An 18298-nucleotide genomic window follows, 5' to 3' on the forward strand; every position below is an offset into this window, starting at 1 on the left:
TGATACCATTCGGGGGAGAGAGAAAAATGAAGCGTAAATTATGGAGAGTTGGATTTATTTCTATACTGGTATTAGCTTTTGCGACAGCATGTGGTAAAGGAAATCAAGGTGCAGCTGGCAGTAAAGAAGTGAATATCGGTTATTTTCCGAACTTAACACATATGGCAACAATCGTTGCTTTGGAAAAAGGTTATTTTGCTGAAGAATTCGGTGAAGATATTAAAATTAACACGAAAACAGTGAGTAACGGTGGATTGTTCACGGAAGCAATGGTGACTAAATCAATTGATGTCGGCACTGTCGGACCGGGTCCATTATTAAACTTATATGTGAAAGATCCGAATTACCATATTATTTCGGGTGCTGTCAATGGTGGGGCTGTGCTTGTTGCCAGTGAACATAGCAATATTACAGATCTTGCACATTTAGATGGTAAAAAAGTTGCGATTCCTGTCATTGGTAGTACACAAGACGTCATGCTGCGTAAAGCACTGAATGATGTAGGGTTGAAACCAACATCGAATGGGGGAACAGTTGAATTATTCGCGGCTGCACCTGCGGATACAGCGACGCTGTTCATTCAAAAATCGGTGGATGCGGCAGCGACGCAAGAGCCATGGGGCTATATTTTAGAAACACAGGCGAATGGTAAGCTATTGCTAGATTGGGAGTCATTTGCTTGGGGTAAAGAATCGACCAATACAGTTGTTGCGGCTACTAAAAACTTTGTGAGCAATGAGAAGTTTCTAACAGCTTATTTAACAGCACATACTAAAGCAGTTAATTTTATTAAACAAAATCCGGAGGAAAGCCAGGAGCTGGTCATTAAACATATTAAGGATTTGACTGGAAAAGAAATCAATAAAGAAGAATTACAGGTGGCTTTTTCACATCTTGAAGTAACAACAGCTGTCAATGAGCAGGTCATTCAAGAAATGGCTGATATTAGTAAGGAAGCTGGCTATGTTCAAAGTAGTGAGATTAAGGGCTTGGTTCAACTGGAACAGTTGAAGGCAATTGAAAAGAAATAAGCTCATCAAAGGGATTAGTAGAGCAGAAGGTTATAATCGAAATATAAAAATGGTTGAGCAATTAGTGGCAGTAAGGATGTAGAGGTGATTCACTTCTGCATCCTTTTATTTTCGATGAAACTTATTTATTCTACTATACGTAGAATAGGTAGTGATAGAGGGGTGTTTGTATATGAGCGAGGGAAATGAAATATTGGATAAGAAAGAACAACGGAATTTATGGAAGTCTATTTGGCTGGAACCAAGAGAAACTGTACGCTATGCAATTGACCATAAAACGATGAAGTATGCCCTTATGTTAGTGTTAATTGCTAGTTTGTTTGATGTATTGAACGTGATGACGCAAAATAATCTGGACACTACTATTCCAGCATCTGGTTTTATTATCTGGTTGATCGTATTAAGTCCTGTATTAGGATTAATAGGTTGGTGGATTGGTGCCGGGCTTGCTACGATGGTTGGTACATGGTTTGGCGGTACAGGAACTTTTGCGGAACTGAAAATGGCGTATGCGCTATCATGTATACCTGTCATAATCGGAGGACTTATATGGATTCCAGATCTCCTTATACTGGGTAAATCATTATTTTTGGAAGATATTAGTGTCTCAGGTTGGCGGCTAATTTGGCAATTTTTCAGTGGATTTATTGGTATTGTGATAGGTATATGGAGTTTTATCATTACGGTAATGATTGTTGCGGAAGCACATAGAATATCCGGATGGCGGGGTTTTTGGACAGTTGTGATTCCATCTGCCTTGATTGTTATTGTGGTATTGATATTCTTTCTACCATTTCTGTTCCTACTATTTTAACGTAAAACTGCAGATAGACAACAGCGTAATTGTTGTCTATCTGCAGTTTTTTAGTTATACAGCAAAAAAAGGAGCTACCTCTTTTGCAATTTGTTCTGGAACTTTTAAGCACAGTGGCTCATTATGCAAGAAGTTAAAGACATTCATATCGCTTGTTTGAAGTCCGCCAATGGTTAGGCGGGGGACAAGTCGGATATGAACCCGTTCAGCGCCATTTTGCGAAACGGGAATAAAGAGTGCGAGATTGAAACTTGTGATACCGATTGTTTCAAAATAACGGAAGAAGCGTGTGATACTATCGGCAAGGTGTTGCCAGTTGTTAGCGTTTAATTCCTCAAGAGAAGTCGCGTTGAATACCCCGATAAAATCGGTGTGACTTTTTGGTGCGAACGCATGTAACCAGTCAATCGTTCCTGCAGTTCCGATGAAACGTTCACCGATTTTGCGCTCCTGTTCAACTAATGCAGCATAGAAATTTTGGTCTTGTGTATCATGAAATTGCCTGGCTGCTTTTGATGTTGTTGCCTGATAATTCGTTGGTTGTTCGGATGCTAATACATGGATATGCGGATGCAAAATACTACCTCCTGATGGTGGTAAGTAGTTCCAGTTGATGGAGGTATATGTTGTTTTCGAATCTTGCGCAATGACTTTTTTCAAATAATCATGCGCGGCAGAAAATGAATTGGCAATCATCGAACCTGTAAATTCATTGAGCTTTATATAATGCTGATCACACATGCGAACGACGGCATTATGTTTACTGTATGGGAACAGGTTTGGAAAAACGACTGCTTCGCCTTGTGTGAATCGTCCTCCTGTCACTAATGTTTCAGGAAATGTCGGTGTAAATGATTGGACATTTTCAGGGCAGAAAGGGCATTTACTGCCAGCAGTTTCTTTTGCAAGTTCTGTATAATCTGTTGGGATGAACGGAGCGCCAGGGTCGAAAATAATACGTGAAGTTTCACCCGTAAGTGGATCTTGACGGATTTCTGTTTGACGATCAATGAGCTTTTGGTCTTGCATGGGATCATGGAATGTGAAAAATTCTTTATGTGCAGTGAATTGGATTGTCATTTTATTTCCCCCTGAAATAATCAATTATGCTATATCTATTCTAACTATAGCTAACGAAAAAGTCATTAAAGTTGTCGCAATTTTTAATATAGAGGGGGATGAAGCGGATTATTTTCTCATATTGATAATTTTTATGGCGAATTTACGTATTTCACGCGATTTCCCCGGAAATACTCGTAATTTCCGAGGAATAAAGAGTGGAATAGAATGAATTGGACTAGATTCGTGAAACTGAGCTACGAAATCAGGAAACTGGTTTACCTTTAGCCAGAACTGGACTACCAATTCAGCGAACTGGACTACCTCGGCAAAACTGTCCTACCGATTTGAGAAACTGAACTACCTTTATCCGAAACTGGACTACCAATTCCACAAACTGACCCACCGCCAAGCAAAACAGAGCACTTCAGGCCCCCTGGCTCAGAGGACTTCTACAGTTATCAAACGATATCTTCTGACCATAATAAAGGAGTAGCCACATTTGGCTACTCCTCCCGTATACTAAAATACTTATTTTGCTTCGAATGTTGCTGCAGCTTCTACTTCGCTCCAAGCGATACCAAGTGCATCTGCTACACCTTGTCCGTAAGCTGGGTCTGCTTTAAAGCAGTGGGTAATATGACGAAGTTGAATATGCTTGTCAACGCCTTGCATATTACGTCCAGTATTTTCGAACAACACTTGCTGTTGTTCTGGACTCATCAGATTGAACAATTTACCTGGTTGCTCGAAGTAATTGTCATCGTCTTCTCTGAAGTTCCATTGATCTGCTGAACCAAATAGATCAAGTGCTGGATCTTTGTAGCTTGGTTGTTCTTGCCACTCACCATAGCTGTTTGGCTCATAATGCATTCTACTGCCATGATTACCATCGACACGCATAGCACCATCACGGTGGAAGCTATGAACAGGGCATCTTGGCTGATTGACTGGAATTTGGTGATGGTTTACACCTAGACGGTAACGTTGCGCATCACCGTATGAGAATAAACGCCCTTGTAGCATTCGGTCTGGTGAGAAACTAATACCAGGTACAACGTTTGCTGGTGTGAAAGCAGCTTGTTCTACTTCAGCAAAGTAGTTATCTGGATTACGGTTTAGTTCGAATTCGCCAACTTCAATAAGTGGGAAGTCTTCTTTATACCAAACTTTTGTTAGGTCAAATGGATTGTAAGGCATGTTGTTTGCTTGTTCTTCTGTCATCACTTGGATATACATTTTCCATTTCGGGAAGTTACCGTTTTCGATGTTGTCGTAAAGGTCACGCTGATGGCTCTCGCGGTCTTTCCCAACAACGACCTCAGCTTCCTGATCTGTTAGGTTTTCGATGCCTTGTTGTGAACGCATATGGAATTTTACCCAAACACGTTCATTTTGTTCATTGATCATACTGAATGTATGGCTTCCGAAACCGTGCATTGTACGATATGAACTTGGAAGTCCGCGATCACTCATGACGATTGTTACTTGGTGAAGTGCTTCAGGTAGTGATGTCCAGAAGTCCCAGTTGTTATTTGCACTACGCATATTTGTACGTGGGTCACGTTTAACTGCGTGGTTTAAGTCAGGGAATTGCATTGGATCTCTGAAGAAGAATACAGGTGTGTTGTTTCCAACAAGGTCCCAGTTCCCTTCTTCTGTATAGAAGCGTGCAGAGAATCCACGAATATCACGTTCTGCATCAGCACCACCGCGTTCGCCAGCAACAGTCGAAAAACGGAGGAACATATCTGTTTTCTTACCGACTTCAGAGAAGATTTTAGCTTTTGAATACTGTGAAATATCATGTGTGAGGGTAAATGTACCGTATGCTGCTGAACCTTTCGCGTGCATACGGCGCTCAGGAATTACTTCACGGTCGAAGTGAGCAAGCTTTTCTAGTAGCCAAACATCTTGTAATAGGATTGGACCTCTTGGGCCGGCAGTCATCGAGTTTTGGTTATCTACGACGGGTGCACCAGCTGCAGTTGTTAATTTTGGTTTTTGATTTTCAGTCATTTAACATCACTCCTCAGATTGTTTTAAATCTTACATGATAATGATAACAAATAAAGAATAGTTATACCAATAAAATAGACTTGTAACTGCAAAAATAAGTTTTCAAATGAGAACAATAACTACCTAAATGAGAGGAAGTTGTTATGAATAGTAAGTTTTAGCTCATACTACAATCCTACAAGCTGTACATATTTGTTTTAAATCTATGTTAAGGATAACATAATATCTATTCTTTTCGCAAAATTCTAAAATTGTTAACTTTGGATAAATTAGATGCTACACTATTATCATATTCAAGTTTTGAGAGGAGAGAGAAATTTTGTTGCAACAGAAATTTATAAAAATATTTCTAGCATTCACACTCGTAATGGGGATGACCTTTACTTTTTTTACAGAGCATGCGGCGGCCAAGACAGCAATTGCTTATTCAGGTTTGCAAAGCTCTGTTGATGCCATTCTACTGGATAACAAGATGAAGGGAGTCTCGAGCAGTGTAGTGATTCGTAAAGCATCCACTGGAGAGATCATTTATCAATCCAACGCAGATCAAGCCATTACGCCGGCATCGACGTTGAAAATATTGACAGCGGCAGCAGCACTTGAAACATTGGGTGAAAATTATCAGTTTAAAACTGAAGTATTGACGAATGGAAAAGTGGCAAAGGGGACATTGAAGGGCAATCTCTATGTTCGTGGGACAGGCGATCCGACGTTGTTGAAAAGTGATTTTGATCATTTAGCTACCCAACTAGCTAAACGAGGTGTGAAAAGAGTTGCCGGTAATTTAGTAGGAGATGATACCTGGTTTGATACGGTTCGTCTGTCACCAAGTATTGACAAAATGGATGAGACCTATTATTATGCAGCGCAAATTTCTGCTTTAACGGTTTCTCCGAACACTGACTATGATGCAGGGACTGTTATTGTTGAGGCGAAGCCTACTACACGTGGGAAAGTGCCCAAAGTCACCTTGACACCAGCAACAGCTGTTGTACAAGTTGTCAATCGTGCTAAAACGGTTCCCAAAGGCTATAAAAATACGGTGAAGATTGAACGCCAGTACAAGACAAACAAAATTGTCATTACGGGCAATATGCCGATTGGCTCTACAGGTAAGAGAGAGTGGGTAACGGTGTCCAATCCAACCGCCTATGCACTCGATGTTTTCAAAAAATCATTAGCGGTGAAAGGAATAACATTTATTCCTTCATCTAAAACAATTCGTGGTAAAACACCGGTGAACAGCCAAGTGCTAGTCGTTAAAAATTCAATGCCGCTGAAAAGTTTAATGCGACCATTTATGAAACTGAGCAATAATTCGCATGCGGAAGTGCTAGCAAAGGCGATGGGGAAAAAGCAATATGGAGAGGGGAGCTGGGGTGCTGGTCTACAGGTGATGCAGGATTATGCACAGTCTGTTGGTTTAGATACGAACGAATGGATATTTGAAGACGCTTCAGGCATGTCACATGCTAATAAAATCACCTCTGCGCAATTGACAGAGTTACTCTATCAAGTACGTACAGCACCGTGGTATAGCTCGTTCTCGCAGGCATTGCCAGTTGCAGGTTCGCCTGAACGCTTAATTGGTGGAACATTGAAAAGTCGTTTAACAGCAGCACCGGCAAAGGGAAAGGTGTTTGCAAAAACTGGGAACTTGAACAAAGTTAGTGCGCTGGCAGGCTATGCACAAAACTCGGATGGTGAATTACTAATTTTTAGTGTGTTGACACAAGACCAAACAGTTAGTACGGTACCCATTTTAGATCGAATTGCGACTGTCATTGCAAGCTCTAAAAAATGAATTACGCCTCTGCGTAATTGAGTCCAGATTTTTAATCGAGCTTGCTCGATTGACTCCTCTCAAAATCTGTGACATCCGCCGGAGGCTTTATTTTCGTTCAGTAGGTCTTTTCTGCTGAATGAAAATAAAATAACCCCGGTGATCAACGATTTTTATCACGTCGATTACCGGGGTTATTTAGATGAGTAGATCAAATAATGTGCTATCCTTGTTAACTTCTTTAAAGGAGAAGCCGCAGTCATTCATGCGTTGAACGAGACCGTGATAATCTTCTTTTCGTTTGATTTCAACGCCGACTAGTCCAGGACCGCTTTCCTTGTTATTTTTCTTCGTATATTCAAAAGTAGTTATATCGTCATCTGGTCCAAGGACTTCATCTAAAAATTGGCGTAAAGCTCCTGCGCGCTGCGGGAAGTTGACGATGAAGTAATAGAGAAGACCTTCGTACAGTAATGATTTCTCCTTGATTTCTTGCATCCTACCAATATCATTGTTCCCTCCACTAATGACACAAACAACCGATTTCCCTTTAATTTCATCTTTGTAAAAATCGAGTGCTGCAATCGGTAAGGCTCCCGCTGGTTCAGCAATAATCGCATACTCATTGTACAAACTCAAAATTGCCGAACAAACTTTACCCTCAGGAACAAGCACGATATCTTCCAAATATTTGCGGCAAATTTCATACGTTAATCGTCCTGCACATTGTACAGCAGCGCCATCTACAAATTTGTCGATTTTATCAAGAACAGTGACTTCTCCATTATTAAATGCGGCCTTCATACTGCCAGCACCTTCAGGCTCTACACCAATCATACGTGTATGAGGCGAAACATTTTTAATATAGGTGCTTAAACCCGCCATCAGACCTCCGCCGCCAATACTGGCGAATACAAAGTCGAGAGGTTCTTCGATATCATTCATCATTTCAACTGCGACTGTTCCTTGTCCTGCGATAACATCATAGTCATCGAAAGGATGGATGAAGATCCGATCGTTTTCACTCGCGTATTTAGTAGCGTGAGCAGAAGTGTCATCGAATGTATCACCGACTAGAACAATTTCAACGACATTTTTACCGAACATTTTTACTTGGTTAATCTTTTGTTTAGGCGTTGTTTGAGGCATGAAGATTTTCGCATCAATACCTAATTGTGCACAGGCATAGGCGACACCTTGCGCATGATTGCCTGCGCTAGCACAGACAACACCTTTTTCACGTGCTTCCGTTTCAATGCTTTGAATTTTATAGTAAGCGCCACGCAGTTTGAAAGAACGCACATGCTGCAAGTCTTCTCGCTTGACGTATACATGGCAATCGTATTTTTCAGATAGTCGTTCATTTTTCTGTAATGGTGTATGGGCAACGACATCCTTTAATAACTGGTTGGCGATAAGAATTTCTTCTACATGAAAGGTTTTAGGTTCTGTGTGAGTAAGATTCATAGTTTTGTCAATAACCTCCATTAATCATTTGAACATTTTTAAATCATAACACAACATTCTAACAATTAACACTATAGTGTTTGAAATAATCGGAAATAACGATTATATTACGTTGTTAGAACTAGTGTGAGTGCTTGCACTTGAATCGAAATCATTAACGGAGTGGAGGTGATGATTTCTCCGTCTACAATGACAGCAACAGGTCGATCCGTATGTATGTAAAGTTCTTTTCCTTCTATGTAAGTTACACCTTTATGATTAACTGGTTGTCCACGCAAGAGAGCTGGGAAAAGTTGCAATAGAATTCTCATGCGCCCGACATCATGGAGCATCGTTAAGTTAAACTGCCCATCAGTTGGCTTTGCTTGAGGGCAAACGATTAATCCACCACCATAGGAGGATGTATTGCCACATGCAATTAACCAAGTAGTATTCAAAGGGTAGTACGTGTCGTCAATTGTCACCCGACTTGAAAAAGGCTGAAAGGATAGTAATTCTAATACGGTAGCAATAGTATAGGCGAAAGAGCCGATTCCGAACTTATTGAGAATAGGCTTGTACCAAGATTGATTGACACGCTGCCCAATCATGGCATCGATACCAACGCCGGCGACTGTAATTCCTAAGCGTCCGTTAACGTTCAGTAAATCAATTGCTGTTGTTTGATGCGCTAGCAATTGCTCGATAAATCGGGCAGGCTGCGTCGTTAGCCTAAACATGCGTGCTGTGTCATTGCCGGAGCCTGCTGGCAGGATTGCGAGGGGAATTGCCGTCTTCGCTATGCATTGAACGACGGAGCCCACCGTTCCGTCTCCGCCAATAACCGCAATGGCTTTAAGTGTATTACGTTTCAATTGTAGTTCAATAAAGCTTTGTGCATCGGTTTCTGAGCTACTAATGAGTACACGGTAATCGATACCGCGTTGTCGTAAAATAGGTTCTGTTTCACTCCACAATCCCATAGCGTGACCTTTCCCTGCATTTGGATTGACAATAAATACATACACTCTATCACCTCTTTTCTTTTAACCCAGTTTAACATATATATTTGTTGTACAAAGATACTATCTTCAATCTAGCGAGAGTCGTCCCGAAACGTAGGGGGAAATTTAATAGGATTGTTTATTTTAATCTATTGTAGGGAATATGAGACACAAGATAAGCGCTAGAACAGATGATTATCACGAGAATAGCAGTCGCTCTATGAGTGTTCATCAAAACTTCGAAACTTAGTGCTTTGTTTCTACTTTAATATATAGTATTATTGGAGTTTGGTGTAGGTAATATTTACCTAGCAGTAAGTTTAAGTAGGGGGAAAGAAAATGAAGAATACATTGACGGTGCAACTTGGTGCAATTATTGTCGGAATTATGATTGCGATGTTAGCGATTACATCCATTGCAACTTATAAAACAGCTTATGATAAATTATATGATGCAGCAGGTATCGAAGCTTATGGTTGTGCGAACATTACTACTGGTTTGATTAGCTCGGATGATGTGAAAAAAATGCTCGATGGCGACCTTCAAATAATGGATGAGGTTGGTAAGCAATTGAATTGGACGATTGAGCATAAAAACATCTTTGAAACACAATATATTCTTGATTTAAATGGTGAAATTTTAGCCCTCGATGATAACTTACGTGAAAAAGGACTTAAACCGGGGGATTCAGTTCCGTTAGACGCAAAAGCTCTCGCTATGCTGTTGGAAGAGAAGCACTCGACGTACACAGAGCTATACGAATTTAAAGGACTGGAACGTTTATCAGGTTATGCGCCAATATTTGAGAACCATGATCCGACTGGGGAAATTATAGCCATTAGTGTTATTGATTTTGACGGAGCGATTGTGGGAGAACGAACATGGGAAGTTGTGAGAAATGGTATTCTGATTAGCCTGATTCCAATGATTTTTGCGTCACTTGTTACACTATACCTAATCAGAAGGAAAACGAAACCGATATCGGATCTGATTACTCATGCAAAAAAGATTGCTGACGGCAACCTTGCGATTGAGGATACAGTAGTCAAGGGAAATGATGAAATTGCTGATCTTGGAAAGACATTGAATGTTATGACGACAAATTTGCGCAATATGATTGGCACAGTGCAAACAACCGCCGTTCAATTGACACATAACTCTATTGAAACAGCTGCTTCGTTGAATGAAATGCAGCGTGCAGCTGAACAAGTTTCATATAACATGGGGGAAACAGCCTCCTCGATTTCTGATGGTACAACGAATGCAGAACATGCAGCAGCTATCTTGTCATCGTTAGCGGACGATCTACAGGATTCCAAAATGAAAGCAGAACAAAGTGTAGAAAACTCTCATCGGACGATGCGGATTGCCGAAGAAGGACAGCAGCGTGCGAATGATATTAGTAGTGATATTGGAAAAATTCGCAAATCGTCTTTAGAAGTCGGTAATACCATTCAGAATCTGATTGAAGCTACAACGAAAATTCAAGCTATTACAGGAACCATTGCGGGTATTGCATCGCAAACAAATTTACTTGCTTTGAATGCCTCCATTGAAGCGGCACGTGCTGGTGAGCATGGTAAAGGATTTGCCGTTGTTGCTGAGGAAGTACGAAAGCTTGCTGAACAATCCAATGAAGAAGTACTGGAAGTAGAAAAAATTGTGCAAGGGATTTCAGAAATTATCGGGCAAGTTGTCATTTCTACATCAGAGAGTACAAAGCTTGTTGAATCTGGAACAAAAACAGTACGTTTAACAGCGCAATCGTTGGGTCATATTTCAGATGCTGTAGCAGAAACGGTTGGCGAAATTGAGATGATTTCAAAATTGGCGACAGCTGAAGCAGAAAGTTCAGATCGTGTTGTGGCACTCATCAATCAGTTGGCACAATCGATTCATGTCATTGATGACTCCACAAATAATATTTCAGCGGCTGTTGAAGAGACGACAGCATCGATTGAAGAAGTTGCTATACGCTCAAGTGAGACAAGTCAGATGGCGCAGGAACTTGAACAGTCAGTAGGTCAATTTAAATTATAAAAAAGAAATCCCCTTGCAAAAGCGAAAAAACGTTTGCTGGGGATTTCTTTTTATTACGTTTGAAAGATTATTTTCAAATCATTAAAAACAACTGGGCGTTAATTCAATAAGGAGAAAACGACGCTCAATTCTTAATAATGCAGCTACTCTAATAGGAGCAAAAGAGTTACATCTTCTATCGGAATACATTATAATTTTCAGTGGACAATTATTTGTACCATACTATTTTTAAAAAGGAGAATACACATGACAAAAGTTAGTCACCTTCGTCACATCACCATGTCTTTATCATTACTTTTAGCAATGCTTGTTCTAGCTGCTTGTGGATCAAGTACTGGGAACGATACGAACAAGGAAAAAGAAGCTTCCTCTGTTTGGGATAAAATCACCGAAAATGGTGAAATGGTTGTAGCAACATCAGGAACACTCTATCCAGCTTCTTATCATGATAGTGAGGCGAACGAATTAACAGGTTACGAAGTTGAAATTATGAAAGAGATTGGTAAACGTTTAGAATTGGATGTTAAATTTGTAGAGATGGGCTTAGATGGTATGCTTACATCTTTAAATAGTGGGCAAGTGGATCTTGCGGTAAATGATATTGAAATTACAGAAGAACGTCAAGAGAAATTCACATTTTCTGAGCCTTACAAGTATTCATACGGGACAGCCATCGTCCGTAAATCGGATCATTCTGGTATCGAATCCTTAGAAGATTTAAAAGGAAAAAAAGCGGCTGGGGCTGCGACGTCTGTTTATATGCAAGTTGGACGTGACTATGGTGCGGAAGAGGTCATTTATGACAATGTGACAAATGATGTCTACTTGCGTGATGTTGACTTGGGTCGTACGGATGTCATTTTAAATGATTACTATTTACAAAAGCTCGCGCTTGCCGCATTCCCAGAATTTGAAATTATGATTCACCCAGCGATTAAATATCACCCAAATGTCCAAGCAATTATTATGAAAAAAGATAATGAAGAATTATTGGAGCAAGTGAATAATGTGTTAGCTGATTTACATGCTGATGGAACCGTTTCTGAACTGTCGAAGCAATTTTTTGGTGGAGAAGATGTTTCGGTTGAACAAGATTTTGATTTTGAGTAACTGGAAAGGCGGTTTGGAAGGTGGGAGCGATTGACTGGGGCAACATCTTCGACTTACAACTGGCGATTACATCATTACCTTATATTTTACAGGGAATAGGCTACACCATTTTGATTTCGTTCGGGGGTATGTCAATTGGGCTTGTTATTGGGTTCATCCTTGCGCTTGGACGAAACTCGAAATGGCACATCATCAAATGGCCAGCGCGGTTATTCATTTCTTATATGCGTGGCACGCCGATGCTCGTATTTCTGTTTCTTCTTTACTTTGGTTTACCTAATATCGGCATTCAGTTTACTGCTGTAACGGCGGCATTAATCGGCTTTAGCTTACATTCATCCGCCTATATGGCTGAAATCAATCGGTCTGCGCTAAATTCAGTCGAAAAAGGTCAATGGGAGGCGGCTACGGCGCTTGGTATGTCATATTGGCAAACGATGTGGTCGATCATTTTGCCGCAAGCGACACGTATTGCAATTCCTCCTTTATCCAACGTGCTATTGGACCTGATTAAGGCATCGTCGTTAGCTGCGATGATTACTGTGCCTGAACTGTTTCAACGGGCTAAAATTGTCGGTGGAAGAGAATTCGACTATTTGACGGTATATATTCTTGTTGGCTTTGTGTATTGGGGTATTAGTGTGCTTGTTGAAGTATGGCAAAGTAGGTTGGAAAGGCGCTTTAGTTTTAGTCAAAAGTGATTAAATATAGGCAGATATCGCATGGCGAAATAGGTATGTTTTGTTGCAAAAGTTTAGCGAGGATATGTTATAATTAAAATATAAAATCGTAATGAGGAGCTAATAACATGCTAAAAGATATCTTTATGGGTTTATCTCAAAATCAACTTTTGAATGGTGCTGCTAAAAAATATGGCCTAAAGCTAGGTGCACAAAATGTCGTAGCAGGAACAAACGTGGAAGAAACGATTCAAAGCATTAAAGAACTGAACGCTCATGGGATTTCTTGTACGGTTGATAATCTTGGAGAATTCGTCTTTGAAAAGTCGGAGGCAACAGCTGCGAAAGAACAAATTCTAGCGGTTATTGAAGCGATTCGTGAAAATGGGGTTGACGCGCATATTTCGTTAAAACCTTCACAGCTCGGTTTAGATATTGACTATGATTTCTGCTTAGAAAACTTGCGGGAAATCGTTAGCAAGGCAAACAGCTATGATATTTTTGTTAACTTCGATATGGAAGATCACGCACGTTTACAGCCTTCTTTCGATATTATGGAAGAACTTTCAAAGGACTATAATAATGTAGGGACAGTCATTCAAGCCTACTTCTTCCAGGCAGAAGAAGACCTTCATAAGTATAAAGATTTCCGCCTTCGCATTGTAAAAGGTGCCTATAAAGAGTCTGCGAATGTGGCGTATCAAGAAAAACAACAAATTGATGAAAACTATATTAAGTTGATTGAATGGCATTTATTGAATGGTAAATTTACATCAATTGCAACGCATGATCATAATGTCATCAACCATATTAAACTGTTCGTGAAGCAAAATAACATCCCGAATGAGAAGTTTGAATTCCAAATGTTATATGGCTTTAGAAAAGATATGCAGCTTCAATTAGCAAAAGAAGGTTATAACTTCTGTACGTATGTACCTTTTGGACAAGACTGGTATGGCTATTTCATGCGTCGGCTTGCTGAAAGACCACAAAACTTGAACCTTGTTGTGAAACAAGTATTCAATAAAAAAACGAACACAATGATTGGACTAGCAGCAGGGGCATTCGCAATTGGAAGATTGACGAAGAAAAAATAAACCGAAAATAAAAGTGTAAAGAATGAGGTATAATTCATTCTTTACACTTTTTTTGTTATATATGAATTTTGAAGATGGTTTGTAATATGTGTAATTTGTCTTCTGGTGAAAGTTCAGAAGTTGTCTGAACCCTATTTTCTACAGTAGTCATTGTATGGTCAGCTAATGTAATTCGTCCAATATCAGTTGCTATAGAGACGATATCATGATGCGTAAAAGTAGATTCTTTTGCGACTTGGTTGAAGATACAGCCTTCATGGAAGTCAACAAGGTTTTTCTTTGAGTCATGAAAACGATATAATGTTCGACTTCCTGCCTTGTTTTCTTGGATCAAATCAAAAGAGTTTTCAGTAGCCTGTTTCACCTTATACACCCCATTGATATCGGTTTGTTCACTTTCATCCAATGGAATAGGTGTGCGGGGCGTAGCGGCACCGAAACCAACATCGACAAGATAGGGCTGGTCGAGATGAGCAATGATAGTAGCGTGTGTGTCTGCCTTCGCCCATTGACCATTAGGTCTTAGTACGGTTGCTGCAACTAGATAAGTATCATACCCAAGCTCGGTTAATAACATATGGAACAGCCCATTTAATTCATAACAATAGCCTCCGCGATGTTCCCGAACAACTTTGTTGAAAATACTTTGTTCATTAAGATAGATAGGTACTTTTCGAATGACATCCAGGTTTTCAAATGGAACATGGTGTAAGTGCTGATGTTGTAACTTAGTTAATTGGGAGAGAGACACCTCTTTTGATGAAGGTGCATTGAATCTCTCCAAATATTGTTGTATGTCCAATAAAATCACCTCTCATTTTCAAGCATATCTATGTTATATTAAAGAATTTAATTAGTTTGTATAACGATGACGATGAAATAGGCAACCATTGCAATCAAGCCGATTGGAACTGCGAAGCGTGCCCATTCAATGCTTTTGACGTTAAGTTTACCAGCAGCAATAATATTTGGGATATTCCCTGGGATTAGCATCCCGCCACTAACGAGAAGTCCGAGTAAGATGGCCCGAATTGTTGAATTGTCCATCGTCGGGCTAATTTCAGCAGCTGTTAACGTCGCATTATCTAGCACCGCAGAGATCATGTTAATCCAATATAGAACAAACGGGTGAAGGCTTAGTAAATATTTTTCAATGAATGGCTCGAAGCCGGCACCGAGAAAAGTAAGTGCCATGACGAATAGGTATACTTTAAAGCCGCGGATAATAATTTCGAGATACGACTCCGTCCCTTGATATTCTGCCAATTGTTCAATTTTCTTTTCTGGTTTGATCAACAATGCGGCTAGTACCCCGAATACAATCACTCCGACAATAATATCTGTACCTAAAAGTCTAAATAAATAGAAGAAATCCTGATTAAGTTTGCTTGTGGCAATTGTGGAAAGTGGTTCGCCAATCGGTGTCAAAACAGCGCCAAGACCAATGGAATAACACGTTAAAATAACTAAACGAATTTCTGATTTTCGATCAAGATGTAAAACGCTGACAACTGCCACAAGAACAATTGCTGCAATGATTGCAGTAATTACACTTGAGACGAGCCCAAGAACAATTACAATTAACGCCAAAAACAGACGCATTGGCATGGCCTTACTCATCCCAAGTATTCCTTTTTCAATGGGGTTTTGGAACCAACGGAATAATATTCCTGCGATAATAACCGCTAATGTAATATGTAAGGGATCCTCCAACGCTTTGAAGATAAGGCCTTTGTCGAGCACTTGGCTTACAACGACAGCTGCAATTCCCATAATAAACAGAAAAACCTCTAAATTACGTTCGACAATTTTAACTGTAAATGGTAGAAACAGTACGAGTATTAAAATAATCGTTAATCCGAGTATCATAATTTAGCCCCTTTTCTTTATACTTTTATAGATGATAATATAACCATCGTACCATTTTAAAAGCGATAAAAAAACTATTGTTCGAAAAAACACTCAACTCGTTAAATGGTATATCGAAATAATAATAATTCAGGACGCGGCGGAGGGCTGGGTAAAACTTATTCCGCGTTAATGTTCATAAAAACAAGCAGTTCCGCGATGATGACGGAACTGCTTGTTTTATTTGATTCACTTAATGAACACCTTTCATATAACGCTGAATGATAGGGGACAAGGCGAATATGATGATACTGAGTAGAATCGCGCTTCCGCCGATAATTCCGAAATACATCATTTCAGTTTCAGGTGAGTAAAATTTAACGAGCTGTGCATTCAATCCTTGTGCTGCCGCGTTCGATAGGAACCAGAGGCTCATCGTTTGTGCAGAGAATGCAGCTGGTGCTAGCTTCGTCGTTGCGGATAGTCCGACAGGTGATAAGCATAATTCACCCAAGACGACGATGAAGATGCTTAAAATGAGCCACATTGGGTTAACAAGTGTATCTGTCCCACCAAAGTACGAAGGTACCAAGATGACGATGAACGATAGACCGGCAAATAGTAGACCTAATGAGAATTTCTTTGGAATTGACGGCTGGCGATCGCCGAGCTTCATCCACAGCCAAGCAAAGACGGGTGCTAGTGTGATAATGAATAACGGGTTAAATGATTGGAAAAAAGCTGGTGAAATTTGATAGCCGAAAATATTAAGATTCGTTCGTGTATCTGCATACAGTGCCAAAATGGTCGATCCTTGCTCTGCAATTGCCCAAAACATGACGGATGCCAAGAAAAGTGGGATAAATGCAATAATCCGGGACTGTTCTACTGCGGTTGTTTTCGGGCTTCTGTACATAACGATGAAATAAATCGTTGGAATAAGGAAGCCGAGTATCCCGACAATAGCGATAAATGAATCGAATGTCAGCCAGCCTTTTGGAATCGCGATAGCAATTAGAATGGCGAGCGCAACAGTTGATATTCCAATAATCGAATAGATTTTTTTCTTTTCATCAGGTGCTAATGGGTTGCCGACTTGCGTACCTGCAAGACCGAGACTGTTTTTCTTGGTTACGACAAAGACAACCAATCCGATAAACATCCCAATTGCAGCGACACCAAAACCAAGGTGGAAGCTTGTTTTCATCAATTCACCAACAATTAGTGGAGAAATGAAAGCTCCTAAGTTGATACCCATATAGAAAATACTGAATCCAGAGTCGCGACGATTATCTGTTTCCGAATAAACATCACCTACCATACTGGAGACGTTCGGTTTTAATAAGCCTGTCCCGATAACGATAAGTACCATTGAGATGAAAAATAATGTAATGTTGCCGGGAATTGCAAGCGCGATATGCCCGAGCATGATGAAAATACCACCATAGAATACCGCTTTCGATGTACCAAATATCCGGTCGGCTAACCAACCGCCAATAATTCCTGACATATAAACCAAGGAACCGTAGATAGACATAATGGACAATGCGACTGTTTTATCTAGCCCCAGTCCACCATTGGACACTTCGTAGTACATATAGAAAACGAGGATAGCCCTCATTCCATAATACGAGAAGCGTTCCCAGAATTCCGTGAAGAATAATGTGAACAATCCTTTTGGGTGTCCGAAGAAACCTTTTTGCGGGACGCTCTCCACGATTTGTTTTTTTGTTAGCTGTGACATCATGATGCCTCCTTCATATTTTACTATAATACAATTAAACGTTTTCAATTGTCAAAAATAATTAATGAAAACGTGATTATTTGTAATAACGTTGGTATTACAATGTTTCCTTATAATATAAATATTTAGATAATAAATAATAATTATTCGATAGATAATAATTAGTTATATAAGAAAAGTTTAATAGAGCCTTGCACATGTCTTCAACTATTTATTCATAGAGTGAAGAAAGGGGGAGTATGATTGGAAATATATGATGTTGTCCTAATCCCGCTAATTATCGGCATGGTGGAGTTGTTGAAGATGTATGGGATGAAGAAACGATTGTTGCCGCCTGTGGCATTAGTTTTTGGTATTGTTGGGGGCATTTTTTATGTTTATCCAGAAGATATAAAAGCTGGGATACTTGTCGGGGTGATGATGGGGCTATCTGCGAGTGGACTGTATTCTGGAGGGAAAGCTGTGGTTGAGAAGAAATAGTACGTGTGCTCCGATGCCACAGTGCCACTCGTGCGACTCAGGCACTACTCAGTCAGTTATATGTGGTAGAAAAGTATGTAGCCTTCAATCGGAAAATCGGTTGAAGGCTTTTTTTCATGATTTTATGTAGATGTCAATGTTCG

The 18298-nt window shown here is 40.0% G+C and carries 15 protein-coding genes; 8 read left to right on the forward strand and 7 right to left on the reverse strand.

Annotated elements, in window-relative coordinates; translation table 11 throughout:
- The first annotated feature begins 26 nt into the window (after window positions 1-26).
- Together MKZ10_RS10540 and MKZ10_RS10545 are read left to right on the forward strand one after the other, a co-directional pair.
- Entirely contained in the window at window positions 27-1031 is a 1005-nt protein-coding gene (locus MKZ10_RS10540; protein ID WP_342504919.1) for an aliphatic sulfonate ABC transporter substrate-binding protein, read from the forward strand.
- Between the two features lie 172 nt (window positions 1032-1203).
- The gene (locus MKZ10_RS10545) at window positions 1204-1845 is read left to right on the forward strand and encodes a Yip1 family protein (protein WP_342504920.1); all 642 of its coding nucleotides are present in this window, start codon (window positions 1204-1206) and stop codon (window positions 1843-1845) included.
- Between the two features lie 54 nt (window positions 1846-1899).
- Here MKZ10_RS10545 and MKZ10_RS10550 read toward each other — a convergent pair whose 3' ends face one another.
- Both MKZ10_RS10550 and MKZ10_RS10555 read right to left on the reverse strand, forming a co-directional pair.
- Window positions 1900-2925: a hypothetical protein gene (locus tag MKZ10_RS10550; protein WP_342504921.1), complete on the reverse strand. Its 1026-nt coding sequence runs from the start codon at window positions 2923-2925 to the stop codon at window positions 1900-1902.
- Between the two features lie 510 nt (window positions 2926-3435).
- A complete protein-coding gene (locus tag MKZ10_RS10555; protein WP_342504922.1) occupies window positions 3436-4923 on the reverse strand; it encodes a catalase in 1488 nt (495 codons plus the stop codon).
- A gap of 319 nt (window positions 4924-5242) precedes the next feature.
- On the opposite strand from MKZ10_RS10555, the gene dacB reads away from it, so the two are divergent.
- Window positions 5243-6727, forward strand: coding sequence for a D-alanyl-D-alanine carboxypeptidase/D-alanyl-D-alanine-endopeptidase (gene dacB / locus MKZ10_RS10560; RefSeq protein WP_342504923.1), 1485 nt, complete (start codon window positions 5243-5245; stop codon window positions 6725-6727).
- A gap of 177 nt (window positions 6728-6904) precedes the next feature.
- Here the strand turns inward: dacB and ilvA are convergent, their stop codons facing one another.
- Both ilvA and MKZ10_RS10570 read right to left on the reverse strand, forming a co-directional pair.
- Window positions 6905-8173, reverse strand: coding sequence for a threonine ammonia-lyase IlvA (gene ilvA, locus MKZ10_RS10565; RefSeq protein ID WP_342504924.1), 1269 nt, complete (start codon window positions 8171-8173; stop codon window positions 6905-6907).
- A 107-nt stretch (window positions 8174-8280) separates the two neighbouring features.
- Window positions 8281-9180: a diacylglycerol kinase family protein gene (locus tag MKZ10_RS10570; protein WP_342504925.1), complete on the reverse strand. Its 900-nt coding sequence runs from the start codon at window positions 9178-9180 to the stop codon at window positions 8281-8283.
- A gap of 315 nt (window positions 9181-9495) precedes the next feature.
- On the opposite strand from MKZ10_RS10570, the gene MKZ10_RS10575 reads away from it, so the two are divergent.
- The 4 genes from MKZ10_RS10575 (at window position 9496) to MKZ10_RS10590 (ending at window position 14083) form a co-directional block, all read left to right on the forward strand.
- On the forward strand, window positions 9496-11196 hold the full coding sequence (locus tag MKZ10_RS10575) for a methyl-accepting chemotaxis protein (protein WP_342504926.1): 1701 nt from the start codon (window positions 9496-9498) through the stop codon (window positions 11194-11196).
- A gap of 246 nt (window positions 11197-11442) precedes the next feature.
- The gene (locus MKZ10_RS10580; protein WP_342504927.1) at window positions 11443-12306 is read left to right on the forward strand and encodes a transporter substrate-binding domain-containing protein; all 864 of its coding nucleotides are present in this window, start codon (window positions 11443-11445) and stop codon (window positions 12304-12306) included.
- Between the two features lie 20 nt (window positions 12307-12326).
- Window positions 12327-13007, forward strand: a complete 681-nt coding sequence (locus tag MKZ10_RS10585; RefSeq protein ID WP_342504928.1) for an amino acid ABC transporter permease — start codon at window positions 12327-12329, stop codon at window positions 13005-13007.
- A 107-nt stretch (window positions 13008-13114) separates the two neighbouring features.
- Complete coding sequence (locus MKZ10_RS10590; protein WP_342504929.1) at window positions 13115-14083, forward strand: proline dehydrogenase family protein; 969 nt, start codon at window positions 13115-13117, stop codon at window positions 14081-14083.
- Between the two features lie 55 nt (window positions 14084-14138).
- Here MKZ10_RS10590 and MKZ10_RS10595 read toward each other — a convergent pair whose 3' ends face one another.
- From MKZ10_RS10595 to MKZ10_RS10605, 3 genes are all read right to left on the reverse strand, one after another.
- Window positions 14139-14885: an arylamine N-acetyltransferase gene (locus MKZ10_RS10595; protein WP_342504930.1), complete on the reverse strand. Its 747-nt coding sequence runs from the start codon at window positions 14883-14885 to the stop codon at window positions 14139-14141.
- Window positions 14886-14932: 47 nt separating this feature from the next.
- Window positions 14933-15952: a DUF1646 family protein gene (locus MKZ10_RS10600; RefSeq protein WP_342504931.1), complete on the reverse strand. Its 1020-nt coding sequence runs from the start codon at window positions 15950-15952 to the stop codon at window positions 14933-14935.
- 232 nt (window positions 15953-16184) lie between these two features.
- A complete protein-coding gene (locus MKZ10_RS10605) occupies window positions 16185-17675 on the reverse strand; it encodes a peptide MFS transporter (RefSeq protein WP_342510141.1) in 1491 nt (496 codons plus the stop codon).
- A gap of 243 nt (window positions 17676-17918) precedes the next feature.
- Between MKZ10_RS10605 and MKZ10_RS10610 the strand changes: the two genes are divergently transcribed.
- Window positions 17919-18155: a hypothetical protein gene (locus tag MKZ10_RS10610; RefSeq protein WP_342504932.1), complete on the forward strand. Its 237-nt coding sequence runs from the start codon at window positions 17919-17921 to the stop codon at window positions 18153-18155.
- Window positions 18156-18298: the final 143 nt, after the last annotated feature.

The organism is Sporosarcina sp. FSL K6-2383 (assembly GCF_038618305.1).
Classification (GTDB): Bacteria; Bacillota; Bacilli; order Bacillales_A; family Planococcaceae; genus Sporosarcina.

Coding starts and splice junctions, on each gene's coding strand:
- MKZ10_RS10540 (WP_342504919.1), top strand. CDS start 27: ATGAAGCGTAAATTATGGAGAGTTGGATTTATTTCTATACTGGTATTA.
- MKZ10_RS10545 (WP_342504920.1), top strand. CDS start 1,204: ATGAGCGAGGGAAATGAAATATTGGATAAGAAAGAACAACGGAATTTA.
- MKZ10_RS10550 (WP_342504921.1), bottom strand. CDS start 2,925: ATGACAATCCAATTCACTGCACATAAAGAATTTTTCACATTCCATGAT.
- MKZ10_RS10555 (WP_342504922.1), bottom strand. CDS start 4,923: ATGACTGAAAATCAAAAACCAAAATTAACAACTGCAGCTGGTGCACCC.
- ilvA (WP_342504924.1), bottom strand. CDS start 8,173: ATGAATCTTACTCACACAGAACCTAAAACCTTTCATGTAGAAGAAATT.
- MKZ10_RS10575 (WP_342504926.1), top strand. CDS start 9,496: ATGAAGAATACATTGACGGTGCAACTTGGTGCAATTATTGTCGGAATT.
- MKZ10_RS10580 (WP_342504927.1), top strand. CDS start 11,443: ATGACAAAAGTTAGTCACCTTCGTCACATCACCATGTCTTTATCATTA.
- MKZ10_RS10590 (WP_342504929.1), top strand. CDS start 13,115: ATGCTAAAAGATATCTTTATGGGTTTATCTCAAAATCAACTTTTGAAT.
- MKZ10_RS10600 (WP_342504931.1), bottom strand. CDS start 15,952: ATGATACTCGGATTAACGATTATTTTAATACTCGTACTGTTTCTACCA.
- MKZ10_RS10605 (WP_342510141.1), bottom strand. CDS start 17,675: ATGTCACAGCTAACAAAAAAACAAATCGTGGAGAGCGTCCCGCAAAAA.